The sequence below is a fragment of the Nitrosomonas sp. Nm84 genome (assembly GCF_003201565.1).
GTDB lineage: Bacteria > Pseudomonadota > Gammaproteobacteria > Burkholderiales > Nitrosomonadaceae > Nitrosomonas.
The window spans coordinates 47,527-66,065 of sequence record NZ_QJJP01000007.1; the positions used below are offsets into that span (position 1 = coordinate 47,527).

At 46.8% G+C, this 18,539-nt stretch carries 16 protein-coding genes and 2 pseudogenes; 9 read left to right on the forward strand and 9 right to left on the reverse strand.

Annotated features, from left to right (window positions below; genetic code table 11):
• Positions 1-84: 84 nt before the first annotated feature.
• Positions 85-468: a VOC family protein gene (locus tag C8R34_RS05420; protein ID WP_110338590.1), complete on the reverse strand. Its 384-nt coding sequence runs from the start codon at positions 466-468 to the stop codon at positions 85-87.
• A 45-nt stretch (positions 469-513) separates the two neighbouring features.
• On the opposite strand from C8R34_RS05420, the pseudogene C8R34_RS16890 reads away from it, so the two are divergent.
• The 7 genes and pseudogenes from C8R34_RS16890 to C8R34_RS05455 form a co-directional block, all read left to right on the forward strand.
• Positions 514-696, forward strand: a pseudogene (locus C8R34_RS16890) (acyl-CoA desaturase); the annotation flags it as partial.
• Positions 697-979: 283 nt separating this feature from the next.
• Positions 980-2,323, forward strand: a complete 1,344-nt coding sequence (gene gdhA / locus C8R34_RS05430) for an NADP-specific glutamate dehydrogenase (protein WP_110338592.1) — start codon at positions 980-982, stop codon at positions 2,321-2,323.
• 170 nt (positions 2,324-2,493) lie between these two features.
• Positions 2,494-4,407, forward strand: coding sequence for a lytic transglycosylase domain-containing protein (locus C8R34_RS05435; protein WP_110338594.1), 1,914 nt, complete (start codon positions 2,494-2,496; stop codon positions 4,405-4,407).
• 177 nt (positions 4,408-4,584) lie between these two features.
• A complete protein-coding gene (locus tag C8R34_RS05440) occupies positions 4,585-4,956 on the forward strand; it encodes an Hpt domain-containing protein (protein WP_110338596.1) in 372 nt (123 codons plus the stop codon).
• A 50-nt stretch (positions 4,957-5,006) separates the two neighbouring features.
• On the forward strand, positions 5,007-6,185 hold the full coding sequence (locus C8R34_RS05445; protein WP_110338709.1) for an acetyl-CoA C-acyltransferase family protein: 1,179 nt from the start codon (positions 5,007-5,009) through the stop codon (positions 6,183-6,185).
• Positions 6,186-6,290: 105 nt separating this feature from the next.
• On the forward strand, positions 6,291-6,701 hold the full coding sequence (locus C8R34_RS05450; RefSeq protein ID WP_110338598.1) for a hypothetical protein: 411 nt from the start codon (positions 6,291-6,293) through the stop codon (positions 6,699-6,701).
• Positions 6,702-6,906: 205 nt separating this feature from the next.
• Positions 6,907-7,719, forward strand: coding sequence for a YiiX/YebB-like N1pC/P60 family cysteine hydrolase (locus C8R34_RS05455; protein WP_110338600.1), 813 nt, complete (start codon positions 6,907-6,909; stop codon positions 7,717-7,719).
• Positions 7,720-7,921: 202 nt separating this feature from the next.
• Here C8R34_RS05455 and C8R34_RS05460 read toward each other — a convergent pair whose 3' ends face one another.
• The gene (locus C8R34_RS05460) at positions 7,922-9,016 is read right to left on the reverse strand and encodes a DUF4214 domain-containing protein (protein WP_110338602.1); all 1,095 of its coding nucleotides are present in this window, start codon (positions 9,014-9,016) and stop codon (positions 7,922-7,924) included.
• Between the two features lie 266 nt (positions 9,017-9,282).
• Here C8R34_RS05460 and C8R34_RS05465 point away from each other — a divergent pair, with 266 nt between their 5' ends.
• Positions 9,283-10,812 (forward strand): hypothetical protein, encoded by a 1,530-nt coding sequence (locus C8R34_RS05465; protein WP_110338604.1) that lies wholly within the window; start codon positions 9,283-9,285, stop codon positions 10,810-10,812.
• Between the two features lie 3 nt (positions 10,813-10,815).
• Positions 10,816-11,457, forward strand: a complete 642-nt coding sequence (locus C8R34_RS05470; RefSeq protein WP_110338606.1) for a DUF3047 domain-containing protein — start codon at positions 10,816-10,818, stop codon at positions 11,455-11,457.
• Between the two features lie 74 nt (positions 11,458-11,531).
• Here C8R34_RS05470 and C8R34_RS05475 read toward each other — a convergent pair whose 3' ends face one another.
• From C8R34_RS05475 to C8R34_RS05505, 7 genes and pseudogenes are all read right to left on the reverse strand, one after another.
• Positions 11,532-11,882, reverse strand: coding sequence for a YdbL family protein (locus C8R34_RS05475; RefSeq protein WP_110338608.1), 351 nt, complete (start codon positions 11,880-11,882; stop codon positions 11,532-11,534).
• A gap of 26 nt (positions 11,883-11,908) precedes the next feature.
• Positions 11,909-12,124 carry a YnbE family lipoprotein gene (locus C8R34_RS05480; protein WP_110338610.1) on the reverse strand — a complete coding sequence of 72 codons (216 nt, stop codon included), beginning with the start codon at positions 12,122-12,124 and terminating at the stop codon, positions 11,909-11,911.
• A gap of 101 nt (positions 12,125-12,225) precedes the next feature.
• Positions 12,226-14,691: a YdbH domain-containing protein gene (locus tag C8R34_RS05485; protein WP_110338612.1), complete on the reverse strand. Its 2,466-nt coding sequence runs from the start codon at positions 14,689-14,691 to the stop codon at positions 12,226-12,228.
• A gap of 212 nt (positions 14,692-14,903) precedes the next feature.
• Positions 14,904-15,067 (reverse strand): annotated as a pseudogene (locus C8R34_RS17345) (integrase core domain-containing protein); the annotation flags it as partial.
• A 78-nt stretch (positions 15,068-15,145) separates the two neighbouring features.
• The gene (locus tag C8R34_RS16645) at positions 15,146-17,230 is read right to left on the reverse strand and encodes a calcium-binding protein (RefSeq protein WP_207896446.1); all 2,085 of its coding nucleotides are present in this window, start codon (positions 17,228-17,230) and stop codon (positions 15,146-15,148) included.
• A gap of 335 nt (positions 17,231-17,565) precedes the next feature.
• Positions 17,566-17,943, reverse strand: a complete 378-nt coding sequence (locus C8R34_RS05500) for a hypothetical protein (RefSeq protein ID WP_258364370.1) — start codon at positions 17,941-17,943, stop codon at positions 17,566-17,568.
• Positions 17,944-18,036: 93 nt separating this feature from the next.
• Positions 18,037-18,384, reverse strand: a complete 348-nt coding sequence (locus C8R34_RS05505; protein ID WP_110338614.1) for a DUF2934 domain-containing protein — start codon at positions 18,382-18,384, stop codon at positions 18,037-18,039.
• Positions 18,385-18,539: the final 155 nt, after the last annotated feature.

Sequence of the window (18,539 nt, forward strand, 5' to 3'; positions counted from 1 at the left end):
TTCGTCATCGCCTCGTTTGAGGCGACCGTCGTGGCAGGCCGTTGAAAAACGTTTCTGAGACAGCTTGTTAAATGCTGATTATGGTTAATGGGCGGGGATCACATAATCGACTGTCAGTAACTCCAGCAAGTGCCCATTCGGGTCACGAAAATAAACACCACGTCCGCCATAGTTATGATTGATAGTCATATTGTCAGCTTCACCGGGACCGCTGCCATATTTAATAGTCTCGGTTCGTAAGCGTTCGAATATTTCATCAAATTCCTGCTCGGAAACCTTGAATGCATAGTGATTCGATTCAAGCCTGTCTCTATTGTCAAAGTCCAGACATAACGTGTCATTTACACGTACTACGATAAAACGTGAAAACTCGCCGATATATTGAAACCCAAATAATCTGCAATAAAATTTTGCAGATTCAACATTATCAAAGCAAGGCACAATGGTGTGATTAAGTGTAATAGCCATAATTTTTCCTTCTACGAATCATCTAGTAAGAACTAATTTTTAGGCATTGCTGATTTACCGTGGCGGGGATATGGGATAGTCGTTCTGATACTTACTTATATCAGTACCGCTTCCGTTACGATTTTTCTTCATTGCCATCAAGCGCATCGTGCGCTTGATCTTTCACCTAGCATAAGCCATTTCTTTAGGTTCTGGTTGTGGTTTACAACGGGCATGGTTACCAAAGAATAGGGTGCCGTCCATCGTAAAAGTAGGCGATCTGGCAATAAATCAAGCTGAAGATAATTAATTAAAAAATTGTGTCTTTAAAGTGTGGTTTGCCTGGCAGGCCATTGGAAAAAGTTTTTCATGCCGACTGACATCGTTAAGCATTACAATGAGCTACGGACGAAGTTTGGAAACTTTTTTGTAGTAATCCTATCTTTTAACAAAAATACAGTGCAGCCTATGAATTAATTTGGCAGAATTGGGATATTTGAGAATAACCTTTCATCAACCGGGGAAATTGAAAATGAAATATAAGAGTCTTCAGGAGTTCAGCGCGTATGTGACTGAGCGTAATCCTAATCAACCAGAATACATGCAAGCGGTTACTGAAGTCGTGGAGAGCTTGTGGCCTTTCATTATGGAGCATCCTCGTTATGCGGAACATGGCCTGTTAGATCGATTGGTCGAACCGGAGCGAGTGATTATATTTCGCGTGTCCTGGGTCGATGATCATGGCGAAGTCAAAGTCAATCGTGGCTATCGCATACAGCACAGCTCTTCCATCGGCCCTTATAAAGGCGGTGTCCGCTTTCATCCTTCGGTGAATCTGTCTATTCTTAAATTTCTGGCGTTCGAGCAGACTTTCAAGAATGCTTTGACGACGTTGCCGATGGGTGGCGGTAAGGGTGGTTCCGATTTTGATCCGAAAGGCAAAAGTCCGGGCGAGATCATGCGCTTCTGTCAGGCCTTTATGAGCGAATTATTCCGTCACATCGGTTCGAATACCGACGTGCCTGCCGGCGACATTGGTGTCGGTGGCCGTGAAGTCGGATTCATGGCGGGGATGATGAAAAAATTGTCCAATCGCGCTGACTGTGTGTTTACCGGAAAAGGACTGAGTTTTGGCGGGTCACTGATACGCCCGGAAGCAACCGGGTACGGTACGGTCTATTTTGCTCAGGAAGTATTGCGGCATGCAGGACGCTATTTGGAAGGCATGCGAGTTTCTGTTTCCGGTTCGGGTAATGTGGCGCAATTTGCCGTGGAAAAAGCCATGGCACAGGGTGCCAAAGTGATTACCGTATCCGATTCCAGCGGTACAATCGTGGACGAGAATGGCTTTACTCTCGAGAAACTGGCGATCTTGGCCGAAGTGAAAAATCACTTGTATGCGCGCTTGGATGAATATGCCAAACGTGTCGATGTCACTTTCCTGCCAGGCGAAAAACCCTGGCATGTACCGGTACAAGTGGCATTGCCGTGCGCGACACAAAATGAAATCACCGGCGCTGATGCGCAAACCTTGGTTAAGAATGGCGTTATTTGTGTTGCCGAAGGCGCAAATATGCCGTCGACGGCCGAAGCGATTGAATGCTTCATACATAACAAGGTGTTGTATGCGCCGGGTAAAGCCAGTAATGCCGGTGGTGTTGCCACTTCAGGTCTGGAAATGAGTCAGAATGCGATGCGTATGTCCTGGACGCGAGAAGAGGTTGATGCGCGCCTGCAGGAAATTATGCAAGCCATTCACAAATCCTGTCTGAAATACGGTACAAATCCTGATGGCAGCGTAAACTATGTGAACGGCGCGAATATCGCCGGTTTTGTCAAAGTGGCCGATGCGATGCTGGGGCAGGGTGTTATTTGATTGTTATGGCCGGTTTGATTGGGCGTATTTTACCGGCATTTGAATTTGTATGTGGTAGACATAGGCTGTTCGCAGCAATGCTGTAAGAGCTCAGATCGATTGTAAGATGCTGTTTTTTTTCTTTTGTAGTACGTTCTTATTTACCCTTTGAGTTTGCACTGTCGATAGCTATGAGAAATTACCTTCTGGGATTAATCCTTCTAGCCTACGTTGGAACGCTACCAGCCAGTCAGGATAGTGACTTTATTGCCGCCCGGGAGGCATTTCAGACTGGTAACGTCAAACGTTTGGATGAGTATGCCAAACGACTGAATCGCCATGTGCTATGGCCGTATGCGGAATACTTTCAGTTGCGCATGGAGTTGCGAACGACTGACATCGCAGTGATCAGAAGTTTTCTTACGCGTCATGAAGGCCGATTGGTTGCGGATCGATTACGCGGCGATTGGCTCAAGATGTTGGGTAAAAATCAGCAATGGCAACTGTTTGAAGCCGAATATCCATTACTGGTTAATAAAGATACCGAATTGATGTGCTATTACCATCAGCGTCGTCTTGAGACCAACGATAACACAGTGTGGGCGGATACGCGGTCATTGTGGTTGACTCCCAGCAGCTTGCCGGATAGTTGCACGCCCGTTTTTCAAACGTTAATTTATAGTGGACAAATTTCGCGGGAAGATATCTGGATGCGCATCCGGTTGGCATTGGAAGAAAATCAAACCGGCGTGGCGATCCATGTCAACCGCTATATTTCCGGAAACGAAGCACTGAACACCGGCGATTTGAATAACGCCGCCAAGAATCCGCTGCGTTACCTGGAAGCACAGAAAAATACCTTCAAGACGCGCAGTGACCGCGAAATTGCCTTGTTTGCACTGTTGCGTTTGTTGCGTAACGATACCGATCAAGCCTATGCACAGTGGCTCAAAATAAAAGGGCAGCTGACTGCATTGGATCGTTCGTATTTTCTAGCACGATTAGGTCACCGTGCAGCCATGCGGCATGATTCGCGTGCATTGGGCTGGTTCAGGGAAGCGCAAAATACCACGCAGCCATACCCTTCGTCGGACACCATACTTGCCTGGCAGGTACGTGCGGCATTGCGTGCTGCCAATTGGGGCGAGGTGCTGCAGACTATCGATCGGATGTCACTAACCGAGCAACAAGTAGATACCTGGCGTTATTGGAAAGCGCGTGCATTAAAAGCAAACGGTTATGTACTGGATGCGAATAACATTTTTATTCCGTTGAGTAATGAGCACAGTTTTTATGGGCAGTTAGCCAAAGAGGAACTCGGAACAATACTCAGCATCGTGGATAAGGCTTATCGTGCGAGCAATAGTGAAGTATCTGCGATGGAGAAAAACCTCGGGGTACAGCGCGCATTGGCTTTTTCTCGCATGAATTTGCGCACAGAAGCGTTACGTGAATGGAGTTGGACAATCCGGAATTTCAGCGATGCAGAGTTGCTGGCCGCAGCAGAAGTTGCCCGCCGTCATGGGCTGTATGACCGTGCGATAAACACGGCAAACAGAACGGTGTCGCAGCATGATTTTAATCTGCGTTTTTTGTCGCCGCACCGCGAGACTCTGAAAAAGGTATCGCAACAACATGCCTTGGATGAAGCTTGGGTGTACGGCCTGATCCGGCAAGAGAGCCGTTTTATCGCAGACATCAAATCACACGCGGGTGCGACCGGTTTGATGCAACTGATGCCGACGACGGCGGAATGGGTTGCCAAGCAACTGGGCATGCAGAATTTCCGCCAGCATCTTGTGATTGATGTGAATACCAATTTACGCCTAGGCACTTATTATCTCAAGCATGTGCTCAGTACATTGGATAATCAACCATTGCTGGCTTCAGCCGCCTATAATGCCGGACCGGGGCGAGCCAAACGCTGGCGTGACAACACGGTACCATTGGAAGGGGCTATTTATGCTGAAACGATTCCCTTTAATGAAACCCGGGACTATGTCAAAAAGGTTTTAAAAAATTCCATGTACTATGCCAAGGTTTTGAATCACGGGCAAAATTCTCCAACACTCAAAGAACGATTGGGTGTTGTGACGGCTAAGTAATTCATGAACGATTTTGTTGCGATTGATCGATTCGACGACTCAATGGAAACTGGTATGACTCATTTTGGATGTAATATAATTTGTTTTACAAGCACACTGAGCGTAATGACGCATCGGCTTGGGGATACCTCAGACACACGTCCCTAACCTTCACTATTCTGAAATGAAAGTACCGCAATGAGCAATCCAGTTCTCAATTTGAATCAACTGAATGTATTGCGCCAACTGAACCCCATCAATGGGGTTAGTGTTTTAAAAAAGCTTATCGCAATTTATCTGAAATCTGCTCCAGCGTTTTTATCCCAAATTGAAAACGCCATACACACCAAAGATAGCCATCTGCTGAGAAGAGCCGCGCATACTTTTAAATCCAGTAACGCTAACATTGGCGCAGAAACTCTTACTGATATTTGCCAGAAATTGGAAGATTTTGGAGACAACAATCAAGTCGATGAGGCTGCTAAGCTACTGGCTAAATTCCAGCACGAATCCCTGCAGGTGACCATCGCGCTGGAAGAAATATTGGTGGAATATGATGTGCAGAAATGATTGATTTGTCTTGCATGGAGACCTCCATACCTATCAATAAAGGAGCAAACATGAGGGATGTTGTCATTTTAAGTGGTGTACGCACAGCGATTGGCGATTACGGCGGCGCGCTTAAACAGTATGCGCCAGCGGATTTGGCGGCAAAAGTCGTTCGTGAAGCGGTATTGCGTGCCAACATTGACTCTCATGATGTGGGGCATGTGGTTTTTGGCAATGTCATACATGGCGAAGCACGCGATATGTACTTTGCACGTGTTGCCTGTATCAATGGCGGGTTGCCGCAACATGCTTCAGCATTGACCGTTAACCGTTTGTGTGGCAGCGGTTTGCAGGCCATTATTTCGGCCAGTCAGAATATCTTACTTAACGATACCGATGTGGCGGTAGCGGGCGGTGCGGAATCCATGAGCCGTGGTGGCTATTTGTTACCGGCACTGCGCTGGGGACAACGCATGAATGACGGCGGTGCCGTGGATATGATGGTTGGTGCATTAACCGATCCGTTTGATCATGTCCACATGGGAATCACCGCTGAAAATATTGCCGCCAAATGGCAGATCAGTCGCGAAGAACAGGATGGGTTTGCGGCAGAAAGTCACCGTCGTGCGTTGAATGCGATCAAAAATGGCTACTTTAAAACGCAAATATTGCCTATCGAGATAACTACCGGTAAAGAGACAATTATTTTTGATACCGATGAACATCCTCGTGCAAGCACCAGTGCGGAAAGTCTGGCCAAATTACGACCGGTTTTTCAGAAAAATGGGACTGTTACCGCAGGCAACGCTTCTGGCATCAATGATAGTGCTGCTGCATTGGTGTTGATGGAAAGTCAGGTGGCGGAGAGGCGTAGCCTGAAGCCGCTGGCACGATTGGTTTCCTATGGCCATGCCGGTGTTGATCCAAAACTGATGGGTATCGGGCCCATACCCGCTGTACATCATGCGTTACAACGTGCAAACCTTAAGGTGACGGATTTGGATGTTATCGAATCCAATGAAGCTTTTGCCGTGCAAGCCTGTGCGGTTGCTAAAGAATTGCATTTTGATCCGGAAAAAACTAATCCTAACGGCGGTGCTGTTGCATTAGGCCATCCGATTGGTGCAACCGGTAGCATTCTAACGATCAAGGCCATTTACGAACTGCACCGCTGCGGCGGGCGTTATGCGCTGGTAACCATGTGTATCGGCGGCGGCCAGGGTATTGCAGCGGTATTTGAACGACTTTAACAGGCTGTTAATCCGCATCTGACAGTTGTTTGTCATTGCCTATGCACTTGACAAGCGTATACAGGTGCGTATGGTTACTATTTCCCAATAAACCCAACCAACATCATGCGCTATTTAATTATATTGCTACTATTCATTGTTTCAATGGCTGTTTTGGCTGAGTCTTTATCCGAACCGGCTGTAACTAAAGATGCAGAAATCAGTCAACTGGAAAAAAACATGGCGCGTATTTCGCAAGAATCACAAGCTACGTATCAACAGTTTCTGATGACTCAGGAATTGCGCCGGAATGAAATGCTGGAGCCCGCTACGCCACCGCCGAACCTGACAGGGGAAAGTGTACCTATTCCAAGCTATGAAGATCTCATGAAACGCAAACAGGAAAAGAATGATCGAATGGAGCAGTACACTACAGATCTGGATCGTCTTTATACGCGCTACCGGGAATTGGAAAGCGAAAGAGAAGCGATCTTTGAGAAAATCAAAAACCTGGAACGAAAAAATACTGAAGAATAAATGCAGTGCTGAAGCGAAATGTTTTTGCAGCTGATCAACAGCGTTATCCAATCATTACCTTGTTTATTCTTTTTTGGTTGGAGTTGGATTTCGATAGCGGATGCGTTCATAACCGCTGTATCGCCAGAAATTTGAAAGACGCCGACCATGTACTCATCGCTATTTTTATATTCATGCCAATTTGTCCAGATGTAAGGAAGAATTTATGGGATCGGTAACTGAGCTGGTAGGTCGTGGACTGGCAAAGTTTCTCACCAAACAGGTGCGGCAAAGTACGCAGGTTGCAACGATCAGCCAAGAACAACTCTTGACGAATTTGCAACCTGCAGATGTTCTTCTGGTTGAAGGAAATACGCGTGTCAGTGTCGCCATCAAATATCTCACACAATCAACCTGGTCGCATGCAGCGTTGTATGTTGGCGATGCATTACCTTCCAGTACACCGTGGCAGTTACCTCAAGTGCTGGTTGAAGCAGATCTGAAGGAAGGCGTGCGTGCGGTGACACTGGCACACTATGCGCAAATGCACACTCGCATTTGCCGTCCGGTGGGTTTGAGCGATGAAGATCGTAAGCGGGTGGTGGATTATGCCATTGCACGCATAGGTCATCAGTATGATCTCAAACACATTTTCGATCTGGTACGGTATCTCCTGCCCACTGCACCTATTCCAACGAGATTCCGCCGACGTTTGCTGGCGCTCGGTAGCGGAGACCCGACTCGGGCAATCTGCTCTACACTGATCGCACAGGCATTCCAGTCGATATCTTATCCGATATTGCCCGAGATTCAGCGCACCTGGTCAGATAATCCGATGCATGCGGATTGTTATGCGGAACTCTACCATATCCGTAATGTTAGCTTGTATACACCACGCGATTTCGATATATCGCCCTACTTCGATATCATCAAGCCAGCCATTAAAAACGGCTTCGACTACCGCAAGCTGGCTTGGAGTCATGACTCGCAGGAGCACGCGCAGACCCCGTGCAAGCCGACAGAAACCAATACAGACTGATGGTATGATCAGTATGGTGCGCGGGGTTAATTCCGGTAGAGAAGCGCTGATTGAAAATCAGCAGATTGAGAGAACATGCGGAGTATCTTCATCACCTAAAAACTGTCTGCCCAAGCAGGGTATCTCCAAAACGAGGTATTGAACTCAAAGAAATTAAATTAAAATAACTAAGTTCTGTGATATGTAATGTAAATTGACGGAATCATTGCACAAACTCCACACCACTCTGCTGAAACCCTATCAGATCTATACTCGTCGCATTGATTTCAGTGTTGGCCGCAATTTCCAACAACTGTGCCTGGGTAAATGACCCACTCTCCAGCAATCCGACATAATAATCATGGTCGGTAGTTGGGGGAGGGGTACCGATCACATTTTGGTACACTGTATCGACAAAAGCATCATTAGAAAGATTGCCCATCGCGTCAACCGCAAGTTGCGATACGTCGGTCATACTTTGACCCGCATCAAACAAACTTAACCCGACGCCGACATAGTCCGGGTGCTCCTGGATAGTCGGTGCGCCGAACGCTGCGCCGATGATCCGGATGCTGTTGCCGGCCGCTTGCCCGATATCAAGATCGATCGCGACACGTTTGTCTGTAAACTGCAGACGCTCGATGTTGGAAAGGGTATCGGTATCATCCGGCGATCCGGAAACGATAAAATCGGCGCCTATTGCAAGCGTTGAGTAGCTTGTATAATCATTGTTGTAGAAAGCAGTATCAACACCTAAGCCGCCGTCTAATGTGTCATCGCCCGCTTCACCATTCAATGTATCCTGGCCGCCAGCGGCTTGGATAACGTCATCATTGACCGTACCTGTGAGGGCATCCGGACCATTTGTTCCCGAGATTATATTGCTCGGTAACTGTACAGTTCCGGTGTTGCCAGCAAAGTCTGTGGGGGTATTGGTTCCGGTTGAGCCATCACGATTGAGCGATAGCGTTCCATCAGTTGGTAATGCCGAATAACTGATTTGGCCTCCATTCATATCGGGGAAAGTTACGGAGCCGTTGGTGATAAACAGAAATCCATTGGGAATGATGTAATCGGGCGCGACAATTCCCAAGTCAGCGAACCCCTGCGTCGCGACCAGCACCGACTTGCCGTCAGTCGCCTGATTGGGAAGATCAGTTGGAATAAGATAGGTATTCTTATCAACGCCATTAGTGGAAACTATCGAGTGCCCGGCCCAAGAACTTTCATGATCGCTATCACCAACAAACTCTATGAACTGAATACTGCCATCAGCATTGGAATATACTTCATTGATATGGAAGATGTGGAATGACATTTTCTTTTTCTCCGTGTTGTGAAAAGCACGCATCCGGCACGCAAATCCGATTGGCCACTATTAATTTGCGCTGAGATCGACTTCACTTGGTTGTTAATTATTAAATTTACATGACATACTTAAAAAAGCTTAACGTATTCTTTCCGGTAATGAAAGCTTTTTGATTCCAGTGCCAAGATTACGTTTTAATTGGGTGCTGTGCATGTTTTTCTTCAACATCCATGGGTTATAGAAACAACGGGCAGTAACCTCAATAGGAAAACCATATGGATAATTCCGATCATTTAAAATGCATGATGACGGTTATGATAAAAATCATCCTCATTACCAGCATGCTACTCCTGACAGCCTGCATTACCATAGAAACAAGAATAGCGGCACCGACAGATATCACCTCGAAAACCTGTCGTGCCCTATATGAAGAAGTTGATATTGCGATCGACAATGCGGGCGTGCGCGATTATGGTGCGTCACAGGTGCAAGGCTTTCCCTACCTTCGCACGACACGCTTGCTGGCTTCATTCCGTCATGAATTAAACGATGATTTGCCACACTGGAAAGCATGGGTTGGCCACATGGCTGATCTGGATGCTCAGGCACGCGCAGACGAATTGCGCAATTTACCTTTCATAATCATAGGGCGACAAAAAGATGCTGTGCTTGATCAACTTAACAGTTGCCGCGATCTATTGATCATGGTTGATCTTATGAAACCAGGCACGGCGCTCCGCACCCAGTTGCGCAATGTTATCCATATCCCGGATGATTATGTTACCTGGTGGCAGATATTGGGTCTTTATCCAATCACTGCTCCTTTTGTTGCTACCGAAATATCTGCATGGCATAGCAGAACGCATGATACCTTCGCCACACCGCTGGCAGCGCTGCCGGTTACAGGTGAGTTGGTGCGCTGGGTGCCGATGTCCGGTACCAGCGCAAATGCCGCACTAGCAGGTAAACTGCTGGATAGGCAAGCGATTAGTGAGATTTTGCAACGTTCGCTTGATCCGCTCGGAATGCCATTGCCAACCAATGTCGAGTTGGATCAGCTTTTCGATACGTTTGCACCCCTATGGGAAATCGATGTTGTGGACGAGAATGATCGGATCGGCAGAATACACTGGGAGAATGGACCGGTCGTTGATACCGATCATTCCACTGTGTATCGCAAGATTTCACACACGCGCTTTGATAATCAGGTGTTACTGCAACTGAATTACATCGTCTGGTTTCCAGCACGATCGGGGAATGATATTTATGCCGGCCAGCTCGATGGCATCAATTGGCGCGTGACTTTAGGACCGGATGGTGAACCGTGGCTTTACGATACTATTCATAACTGTGGCTGTTACCATCAATTTTTTCTGAGTCATCAGCTGCGCTTGCGTAAGGATCTTCCTTCTACCTATTTTGAATCACCGCTACTACCGCAACCGGCGCCAGAACAACAGCCAGTGGTGCTACGCATTGCACACCATACTCACTTCATTCAGAGGATTTATCATGACAACGCGCCGGATAGTCAAGCATCGGCGATACGAACAGATCTGCCGATGCTGTGGGAAGATTATAATGAATTGCGTTCCCTGCCCTATGATGGCGGATATCGCAGCGTATTCGGTCTTCATGGACTGATCGCCGGAACGGAACGATCAGAGCGTTTTCTGTTGTGGCCAATGGGTGTCCGCTCGCCCGGCGCAATGCGCCAATGGGGACGCCATGCCACGGCTTTTGTCGGGCGCCGACATTTTGATGATGCTTTTCTTATCGAGTCGCTATTTGAGAGGACACCATAAAGAATGAGAAAATGCTTCTTTGGGATAGTACTCTGTCTGCCGGTAATCGCCTGGGCGCAAGGTGAGCACATCGATATCGCTCGCTTTTCACGAGGCGATCTGAATGGTTGGCAGACAAAGGTTTTTGCTGGAGAAACCCACTATTTTCTGGAAAACTCGAATGGACAAATCGCTTTGCGCGCTGACAGCAGTGCCGCCGCTTCGGGGCGTTATCGTGAAGTCAGCGTCGACCTCAACAAAACGCCCATTCTGAATTGGATGTGGAAAGTTGACGGTATATTGACAGGCAATGATGAGCGTACTCGTAAGGGTGATGATTATCCTGCACGTGTTTACGTGGTATTTTCCGGCGGCGCGATGTTCTGGCGCACCCGTGCCATCAATTATGTATGGTCGAACAACCAGCCGATCGGTAGTGGTTGGCCCAATGCGTTTACCGAGCGTGCGCACATGATCGCAATTGAATCAGGCGCCGATCGGGCTGGTCAGTGGGTGCGCGAACGCCGGGACGTACGTGTCGATTACCGGCGTGCGTTTGGTGAAGAACCGGGGCATGTCGATGCTGTGGCAATTATGACCGATACTGACAATACCGGTTTGGTTGCGACAGCATGGTATGGGGATATCTGGTTTACACACCGCTGAAACCATTGCCCTGATGCGCGATCATGGTATCGCTTAACAGGCCTGTTAAAGCTGTAACTGACTGCCGTTATGCGCTATTTCTTTATCCAGTTGCCATTGACTTGAATCCAGGTTCCTGCAGGTACTTTCTTGAATATTTCTTCTGCATATACTTTTCCCACTTGATCAATAGCGACACCCTGAGCAGCTGCCTTTTGTTGGTAGATTATTTTGCGTTGTGCGTTAATCGCGTCAGCTTCTGCCCGGGCACCGGGTTCTCTGGCCACGACATAGCCGTCATAACGCTCACCAATTGCCCCGGATGCGCGCAAATTCTCCAGATTGTCGGCCCATACGGATGTTCCGCAAAGCGATAGTGCCAGCACAATAGCATTTATCATTCCCAACAAGGGCTTTGTCGTCGTTACCTTTTGAATACGTTGCATATTTGTTCTCCTTATCTGATGAAGTCTTAGAAGATACTAGGATTGGCGGCTATATCTTTCTTAGCCTCTTCTTCAAGCTTTACTCGAATATCTGCATCCAGCTTGATATTGAGGTTAATCGTGATCGGTTCCTGCGGTGCTTCGACTTTCACTGTGGGTGCGCACGCAGTGATTATTAAGCTGCAAAGAATCGGTATTATTTTGATACTTATTCTATTGGTTATTCGATCCATGTTGCGCATGATTGCACTCCTTTTTTGATAGATTCCCGAACCATGTTCCTCCCGGAAATTCGATAATGGGCTTTTCTTTGCGCCATGTCCGCAATTTAGTGCAGCATAGCTTAATATAGCTTGAATGAGCTACGCAGAATTTCATGGGATAAGCTGTACCCTTGATTGATCGCCTGCAGAATTTTATCAATATTCGTTTCAAGCTTGATATTTAAACGGAATGCTTGCCCGTCTTTAATCTTGGGATTATTTCCCAGCATGGAAAATTTAACTACTAAATCATGCGTCACTGATTTATCCAGATTCAGTGACAGTTCGGTGTAATGAAAATCTTCCATGGCTTGCAGCAACAAATTCATTTCGTCACCGGCAGAGGTTAACAGTTGCGAAGCCTTCTCGGATTTGAAGTGCAACGTACCCGGCGCCTTGGCTACGAGATGGCCGTTGGTTATCGTCACTTGATTATTTTCCAGCGTAAATGGAATCTGGCCGTCCAGATGCCCACTGCCTACAAGCCCGTCAACCTTGATCAGGTTAAAAAAAGTCTCCAGATCAATGTTGTTTATCTGGATCAGCATATCGGAGTGCGCAGCAGCAGGGTCGATAACAGTGGGCACCACTGACACCACACCGTCCATCATGGAAAATTGCGCTTTTTCAAGCGCGATGCGAGGAGAATCGGCGCCTATAATACGGTAGGAAATCAGCAAGTTCTCCAGCGGAATGCCAGCATCAATCCGCCGGATGGTGATCGTTTGCCGGGGTGGACTGCTGAGTGCTAACAAATTATCTAAATTAAGCGTCACGTTTAGATCGTTCACTTTTACGGCTTCACGTGCAAACGACATGTTGTGCAGTTCAAACGTGCCACGACTGGTGCGCATACCTTTCGTAGACCATTTGAATTGGGTGCTGACGCTGATTTGACCACTCACATCTTCGAGTTGTGCCAGAGCCGGGGATAGCGCTCCGGGCTGCAGTTTATGCGGTGAAAACTTTAACGGCGTAATCTCGGCCTTTAGCGTGCCATTACCACTGCTTGGTTCATGCCTGCCGGTAACTTTTAAATAAGGTAAGCTTGGCAAACCACCTGTAACATCCAATGCATAAACTGCCGGTTTTCCATCGGCCGCTTTGTTGCGAATGTTGCCGGAAATTGACAATGTCGCAAATAGAGGCTCGGGTGCCAGATGCTGTAGCCGGCCGATGGCAAAATCGGCAGCATTGCCAATTTCGGTATCGTTCACGTGTACGATGGCTGAGATATTCTGCACTTGCAAGTGAGACTGTGGCAGATGCAAGGCTGTGTCATTGATGACAAGTTGTCCCCGGTATTCTTTGTGGGTATCGAATTCTCCAGTTAAGGCTATTTTTCCTGGGCGAACCTGTATTTCAGTGGTTGGAGATCCGGTGCGTTCGGCATGCAATGTAAGGTTGCTGGGTACGACTGCGATATCATGTTTGAGAGTGAAGCCTTGTGGTTTTTTTACCAGCTCTAGATTTGCCTGAGAAATTGCAAGGCCAGGGGCATTTTGGAAGCGTAGGGGATAGTCAGACTCAATCTTGCCCAATGTCACTTGTCCCGGATTGCGCAATCCGATGCGCCAGATATCCTGGCTGGAATTAATTTGCAGCGGCAAGGCAATGGATAATTGCTGGATATTCAACGAGTCCGCAGCCAGTTGTCCACCATCGACGGCCACGTCGAGTTCGCCAGTCCAGGCATTTGGTAGGCCACGGATGTCTCCTTTAAGGGCGATGTGATGAATGGCCGCATCACGTAATGACAATGCTGCCGGGTTTTCATCAGCTGGCGCAGATACTGGTTTTTCTGATTCTTTTGCCTGTAGTTTGATACCTGATAGCATGAACTCTGTCCGGGCATGCTGTAACTGTAATGCAGCAAGTGTAAAAGCTGTTTCGCCTGTAAAGCTGGAAATTTTGGCTTCAGGGATGTTCAGCATGCCATCTGCAACGGTGAGTTTGCCCTGTACATTGCCTTGTGCATCCAGAGTCGCAGTCAACATGACCTTGGCTTGACCCAGTGAACCGGTGGTGATGGTATTAAGGCGTATCACCCGTGCACCCGGCTGGTTTTGTGCAATGTCGCCAGACAAAGCAATCATTGCATCACCCGCCGTCGAATGCAGATGAATCGTTGAATCCTTAAGTGAAAAGACAGGTAACCAAGCGATGTTGATATCTGTCCCAGATGCTGAGGTCATGGGTTGCAGAGAATTCACAGGAGAGCGTTCTCGATTCAGATCGAATACCACCTTAAGACCGCTAATCTCAACCGAGATCGGCTTTTCGGCGAGCAGATCCTGTAAATCCCAGGTCACCAAAATTTTATCAACACGCAGCTCCTTGTTATTACCTGCTGCCAAATCGTGCAATCGGAGCGTACTGAATGAAAATTCTTCAACTGCAATGGACTGAAGCGGTAAGCCTTGTTTGCGCAACTGATCATTGATAAGCGCTTCCAGCAAGGAATGGCGAAACGCATAAAGACCAACCCCAGCAAACATGATGAGACTAATCAGAACTAGTAGCCCAATTGTTAGCTGTTTACCCATCGGATTAATTGTGCTTGCAATGGCTCATGCTGTTTCCTCAATAGGCAACCTTCGACGGTTTAAACGTAGTGCTTTGAGTTTTACAAATTAGAGACTATCACGTCTGCAGTTAAAACGAAATTCGATTTCTTTTAGCTGCTGGTAAAAGATAAATTTTGCCAACTGATATTTAGCAAAATTCCTGAGAGGTTTACGATAGCTTGAGCTTCTCACACTCCATAGAAGATTTCGCCATTGAGTAAATTATCACGCGGCGTTCCGTTGGAGCTTTCACAGTACCCGCTCTCTCAAGGATTGTCAGGCATGATATAAGCCATTTTGACGCCAAATGATTGGCCACGAATTCTGATCCATTATCACTGCGAATGTATTTTGGGATGCAATGAATATCCAGCGTCATCGGTAGCAGCTCTTGTCACTTATTGGTCAATTACTTAACTGCAATCCCGACTGACTATATCACCACAATATCTGCGTTAGTCATTGCTAACCCGGCACTGAGAATGGCAATTTGTTGTATCGTCCCTGCTCCACTGCCATCTGCATCATAGAGCAACACACCTGTAGAGCTGTTATAAATGAGGTAGTCATTTGCATCCAATGCTTTTGTGCCAATCCTGAATTGTGTGGCTGCCAGGGTGCCTGTTGTTGTCAATGCGGTAAACACAGCATTGTCTAACTGAATAGTGTCATTGATAACGCTAAAGTCGGTGATCGTGTCGATATGTCCGGTAGTTGTGAACTTGAAGGCATCATTGCCTCCGTCACCCGTTAGAATATTATTTCCTGTACCACCATCCAGCTTGTCATTCCCACGTCCACCACTAAGCGTATCATTGCCGGTTCCACCTAGAAGCGTATCATTGCCGCTATCGCCTCGAAGAGTATCGTTACCAGTCCCACCTGCGAGCTTGTCATTACCAATCCCTCCACTAAGCCCATTGGCTGCAGCATTGCCTGTAATGGTATTAGCTTGACTGTTTCCTATACCATCAATGGCTGCTGTTCCAGTAAGGGTGATATTTTCGATATTTTCAAGCGAGACATAGGTCACCCTGCTATTAACAGTATCAATGCCTTCATTAAGTTTCTCAATGACTTCGTCATCGATATTCTCTACAAAATAAATGTCATTACCTGATCCACCTACCATGGTATCTGCACCAGACCAGCCGACAATGGTATCGTTGCCATTCCCGCCGAATAGAGCATTATCCTTGTCATTTCCGGTTAAAGTATCATCAAGGGCACTTCCAACCAGATGCTCAATACCAACCAAAGTATCTAGTCCTGCACCAATTGTATTTTGCTGCTCGTTAATATTGAGTGAAACCGTTACTGCCGCCGCAGCATTTGCATAACTGGCTGTATCGTCATCGAAGGCTGATCCTGTCAATATATCATTGCCCGCCGTGCTAACGAGCATGTTAGTAGCCTTGCCATTAGCATCAAAGCGCTGAACGTAAACACCCAAATCAGCGCCATCCTGGAATTCAGAGTCCCATGTCACTACAAAACCACCATCATTTAGAGCTGACACATGAGGATTTAGCTGGTTGCCTGCTATAAAGGTATTAGCATGAAACTCTTCACCTTTTTTAACCCCGTTCGCACCAAAAATCTGTCCATAAATACCAAAATCAGAGGATGAATAACCGTCTTGGGGGCTTGATGGCCAAATGACTACAAAGTCCCCATTACTCAAATTAGTTACAAAAGTACTGAGTTGATACCCTCCTGAAAGCGTACTGATTCTAAATTCAGAACCTATCGTAGTGTTGTTAGCACTTAGAAGCTGTCCATATATTTCACCGCCATTACTCCAGGTGATGACAAAACTGCCATTGTTTAGTGCAGCTACTGACAATCCTTGTACACCTGACGTGTTTTGCGAGCCGATTACAAATTCCGCTCCCTGAGCAACACCATTGACATCATAGCGTTGACCATGGATGTCCTGAAAATCAGCTGTCCAAGTAACTACAAAATCACCATCTGATAATGCGGTCACTTGCCCCGATATAAAATTTCCGGTAGTGACAAGAAATTCTGCACCCTTTTCAACACCGTTAGCGTTATAACGTTGACCATAAATATCTGTTGTAGAATTATTCCAATCCTCAGAATGCCAAGTTATGACAAAATCGCCATTGTTTAGAGTAGTTATTGATGCACCATCCTGGTGCTCGGCAACCGAATTGTTGACCCGAAATTCACTGCCTTGCGCAACACCGCTTGCGTTATAGCGTTGTGCGAAAATGTCATTCCCATCTGCACCTGGGGAACCCCATGTGATCACATATCCACCATCATTTAATGCAGTAACTGCAGGCAAATTTTCAAAACCCGTTATCGTTGTATTAACAAGTACCTCAGTTCCTTGTTTAACGTTATGGATGTCATATCGCTGTGAATAAATACCAGGTTGTGGACCGTACGAAGACCAGGTTACTAAATAACCGCCATCAGCCAGACCCGTATTAGAGCTCGCATATTGTGCGCCCTCTATAGTACTGTTCACGCGTTTTTCTATAATCATTCCTGGTCTCCCTTTCCTAATTCAAGATAAAGTCATTAAAGTTTGCTAATGATACATGCTACAGGGGAATTCATATCAGGGGCGTGTTAAAAATCACTGCTACAAGCAATGTGTATCTTCATATACTGATTTTGTTGGAATTTAGACAATGATTAGTGGGTATGACCAGAGTGGTTGGCTATTATTCCACAACCGCATATCGAGCAATTGCGATGGGTTAGCGCGACGTATATTGCGTACAGTTTTCTCGACACCGCGGGTTTTGAATGTTTTTTCTGTCATCATCGTTCTTTTTTAAATAACGATGAACCAAAAAACTCGCTTAGGCAATCAGGCTATTTTGTCCAACTTTTGCTGATGGGTGCACGCTGAGTTGCTCTGGCTATCTTGACTGCGCCAGCTATGGATGAAATCGCAAACAATCGTAATTCGCCCGCATAACCTTCGTTCAATATTTCTTTGAACAACAATGATGCCGCGCGGTGATCTTTCTTGGGGCGACGGACATCCACTGACAGCGCCAGCATCAACCTGGATTCAAATGGCATTAGCTTGTCCGGTTTCTTTGCCCTTTGATATTTCACTGTGCTGTCGCTTGGCACTTGCGGCCACTTTTTTATCGTGTTCCGTGACAGACTCGTTCGTCGTTGAACTTCATTGATCGACAGATGCTCACGGTAAAACATCCGCTGTATCTTGGTATGTATAACCATGGTAATCAATCTCTTAAATCCTCCTGATTAAATCTTAAGCAGATTGCGTGAGTTACCTTGGTCAATTTTCTACCGGTGTCAACAGTCATTCCTTTAACGGTGCATTTTTCGACTCCATACTCTCGACTTGTGATATAGCTTGAGTGGGTGCTGCGTGATGACCTGATCCAATTTCTCATCCATCGCAGGCCCATGGACACTGCTTAGCTGCGGCTCCATATCCGAGGGAGATTCCTGGGGCTCGGGCGTTTTAAGATCAAGCTCGGTTTCGGCCGCAAGCCAGTCATCAAGATCATGCCCGTGGATGTAGCCGCGCTTCGCATAATAGGAGTAGGCAACCTCACGAATCATCGCTTCGCGCTGTCCAAGACTGAAAGTATCTCGCCACGTAATGTTAGGATCGCGTATTTGGTTATCGGGGGTGCGTGTTTGTTTAGCCATGTTTTTTTGTTCTCCAATGTTAAAAATGAGTGGCACGGAGCGAACGGATCAAGCTCATATGCTAAACGCCCTTTTAATTAAACTATCTTTCGTCCATGATGGATCTGTTATGTTGGATCATTGGTACTTATCGAATCCTGGTGCCCCATTAAAGT

Excerpts from the sequence above, each read along its gene's own strand:
- C8R34_RS05505 (WP_110338614.1), bottom strand. The coding sequence starts at position 18,384 with ATGGCTAAACAAACACGCACCCCCGATAACCAAATACGCGATCCTAAC.
- gdhA (WP_110338592.1), top strand. The coding sequence starts at position 980 with ATGAAATATAAGAGTCTTCAGGAGTTCAGCGCGTATGTGACTGAGCGT.
- C8R34_RS05440 (WP_110338596.1), top strand. The coding sequence starts at position 4,585 with ATGAGCAATCCAGTTCTCAATTTGAATCAACTGAATGTATTGCGCCAA.
- C8R34_RS05475 (WP_110338608.1), bottom strand. The coding sequence starts at position 11,882 with ATGCAACGTATTCAAAAGGTAACGACGACAAAGCCCTTGTTGGGAATG.
- C8R34_RS16645 (WP_207896446.1), bottom strand. The coding sequence starts at position 17,230 with ATGATTATAGAAAAACGCGTGAACAGTACTATAGAGGGCGCACAATAT.
- C8R34_RS05455 (WP_110338600.1), top strand. The coding sequence starts at position 6,907 with ATGGGATCGGTAACTGAGCTGGTAGGTCGTGGACTGGCAAAGTTTCTC.
- C8R34_RS05470 (WP_110338606.1), top strand. The coding sequence starts at position 10,816 with ATGAGAAAATGCTTCTTTGGGATAGTACTCTGTCTGCCGGTAATCGCC.
- C8R34_RS05480 (WP_110338610.1), bottom strand. The coding sequence starts at position 12,124 with ATGCGCAACATGGATCGAATAACCAATAGAATAAGTATCAAAATAATA.
- C8R34_RS05445 (WP_110338709.1), top strand. The coding sequence starts at position 5,007 with ATGAGGGATGTTGTCATTTTAAGTGGTGTACGCACAGCGATTGGCGAT.
- C8R34_RS05435 (WP_110338594.1), top strand. The coding sequence starts at position 2,494 with ATGAGAAATTACCTTCTGGGATTAATCCTTCTAGCCTACGTTGGAACG.
- C8R34_RS05485 (WP_110338612.1), bottom strand. The coding sequence starts at position 14,691 with ATGGGTAAACAGCTAACAATTGGGCTACTAGTTCTGATTAGTCTCATC.
- C8R34_RS05420 (WP_110338590.1), bottom strand. The coding sequence starts at position 468 with ATGGCTATTACACTTAATCACACCATTGTGCCTTGCTTTGATAATGTT.
- C8R34_RS05500 (WP_258364370.1), bottom strand. The coding sequence starts at position 17,943 with ATGGTTATACATACCAAGATACAGCGGATGTTTTACCGTGAGCATCTG.
- C8R34_RS05460 (WP_110338602.1), bottom strand. The coding sequence starts at position 9,016 with ATGTCATTCCACATCTTCCATATCAATGAAGTATATTCCAATGCTGAT.
- C8R34_RS05450 (WP_110338598.1), top strand. The coding sequence starts at position 6,291 with ATGCGCTATTTAATTATATTGCTACTATTCATTGTTTCAATGGCTGTT.
- C8R34_RS05465 (WP_110338604.1), top strand. The coding sequence starts at position 9,283 with ATGGATAATTCCGATCATTTAAAATGCATGATGACGGTTATGATAAAA.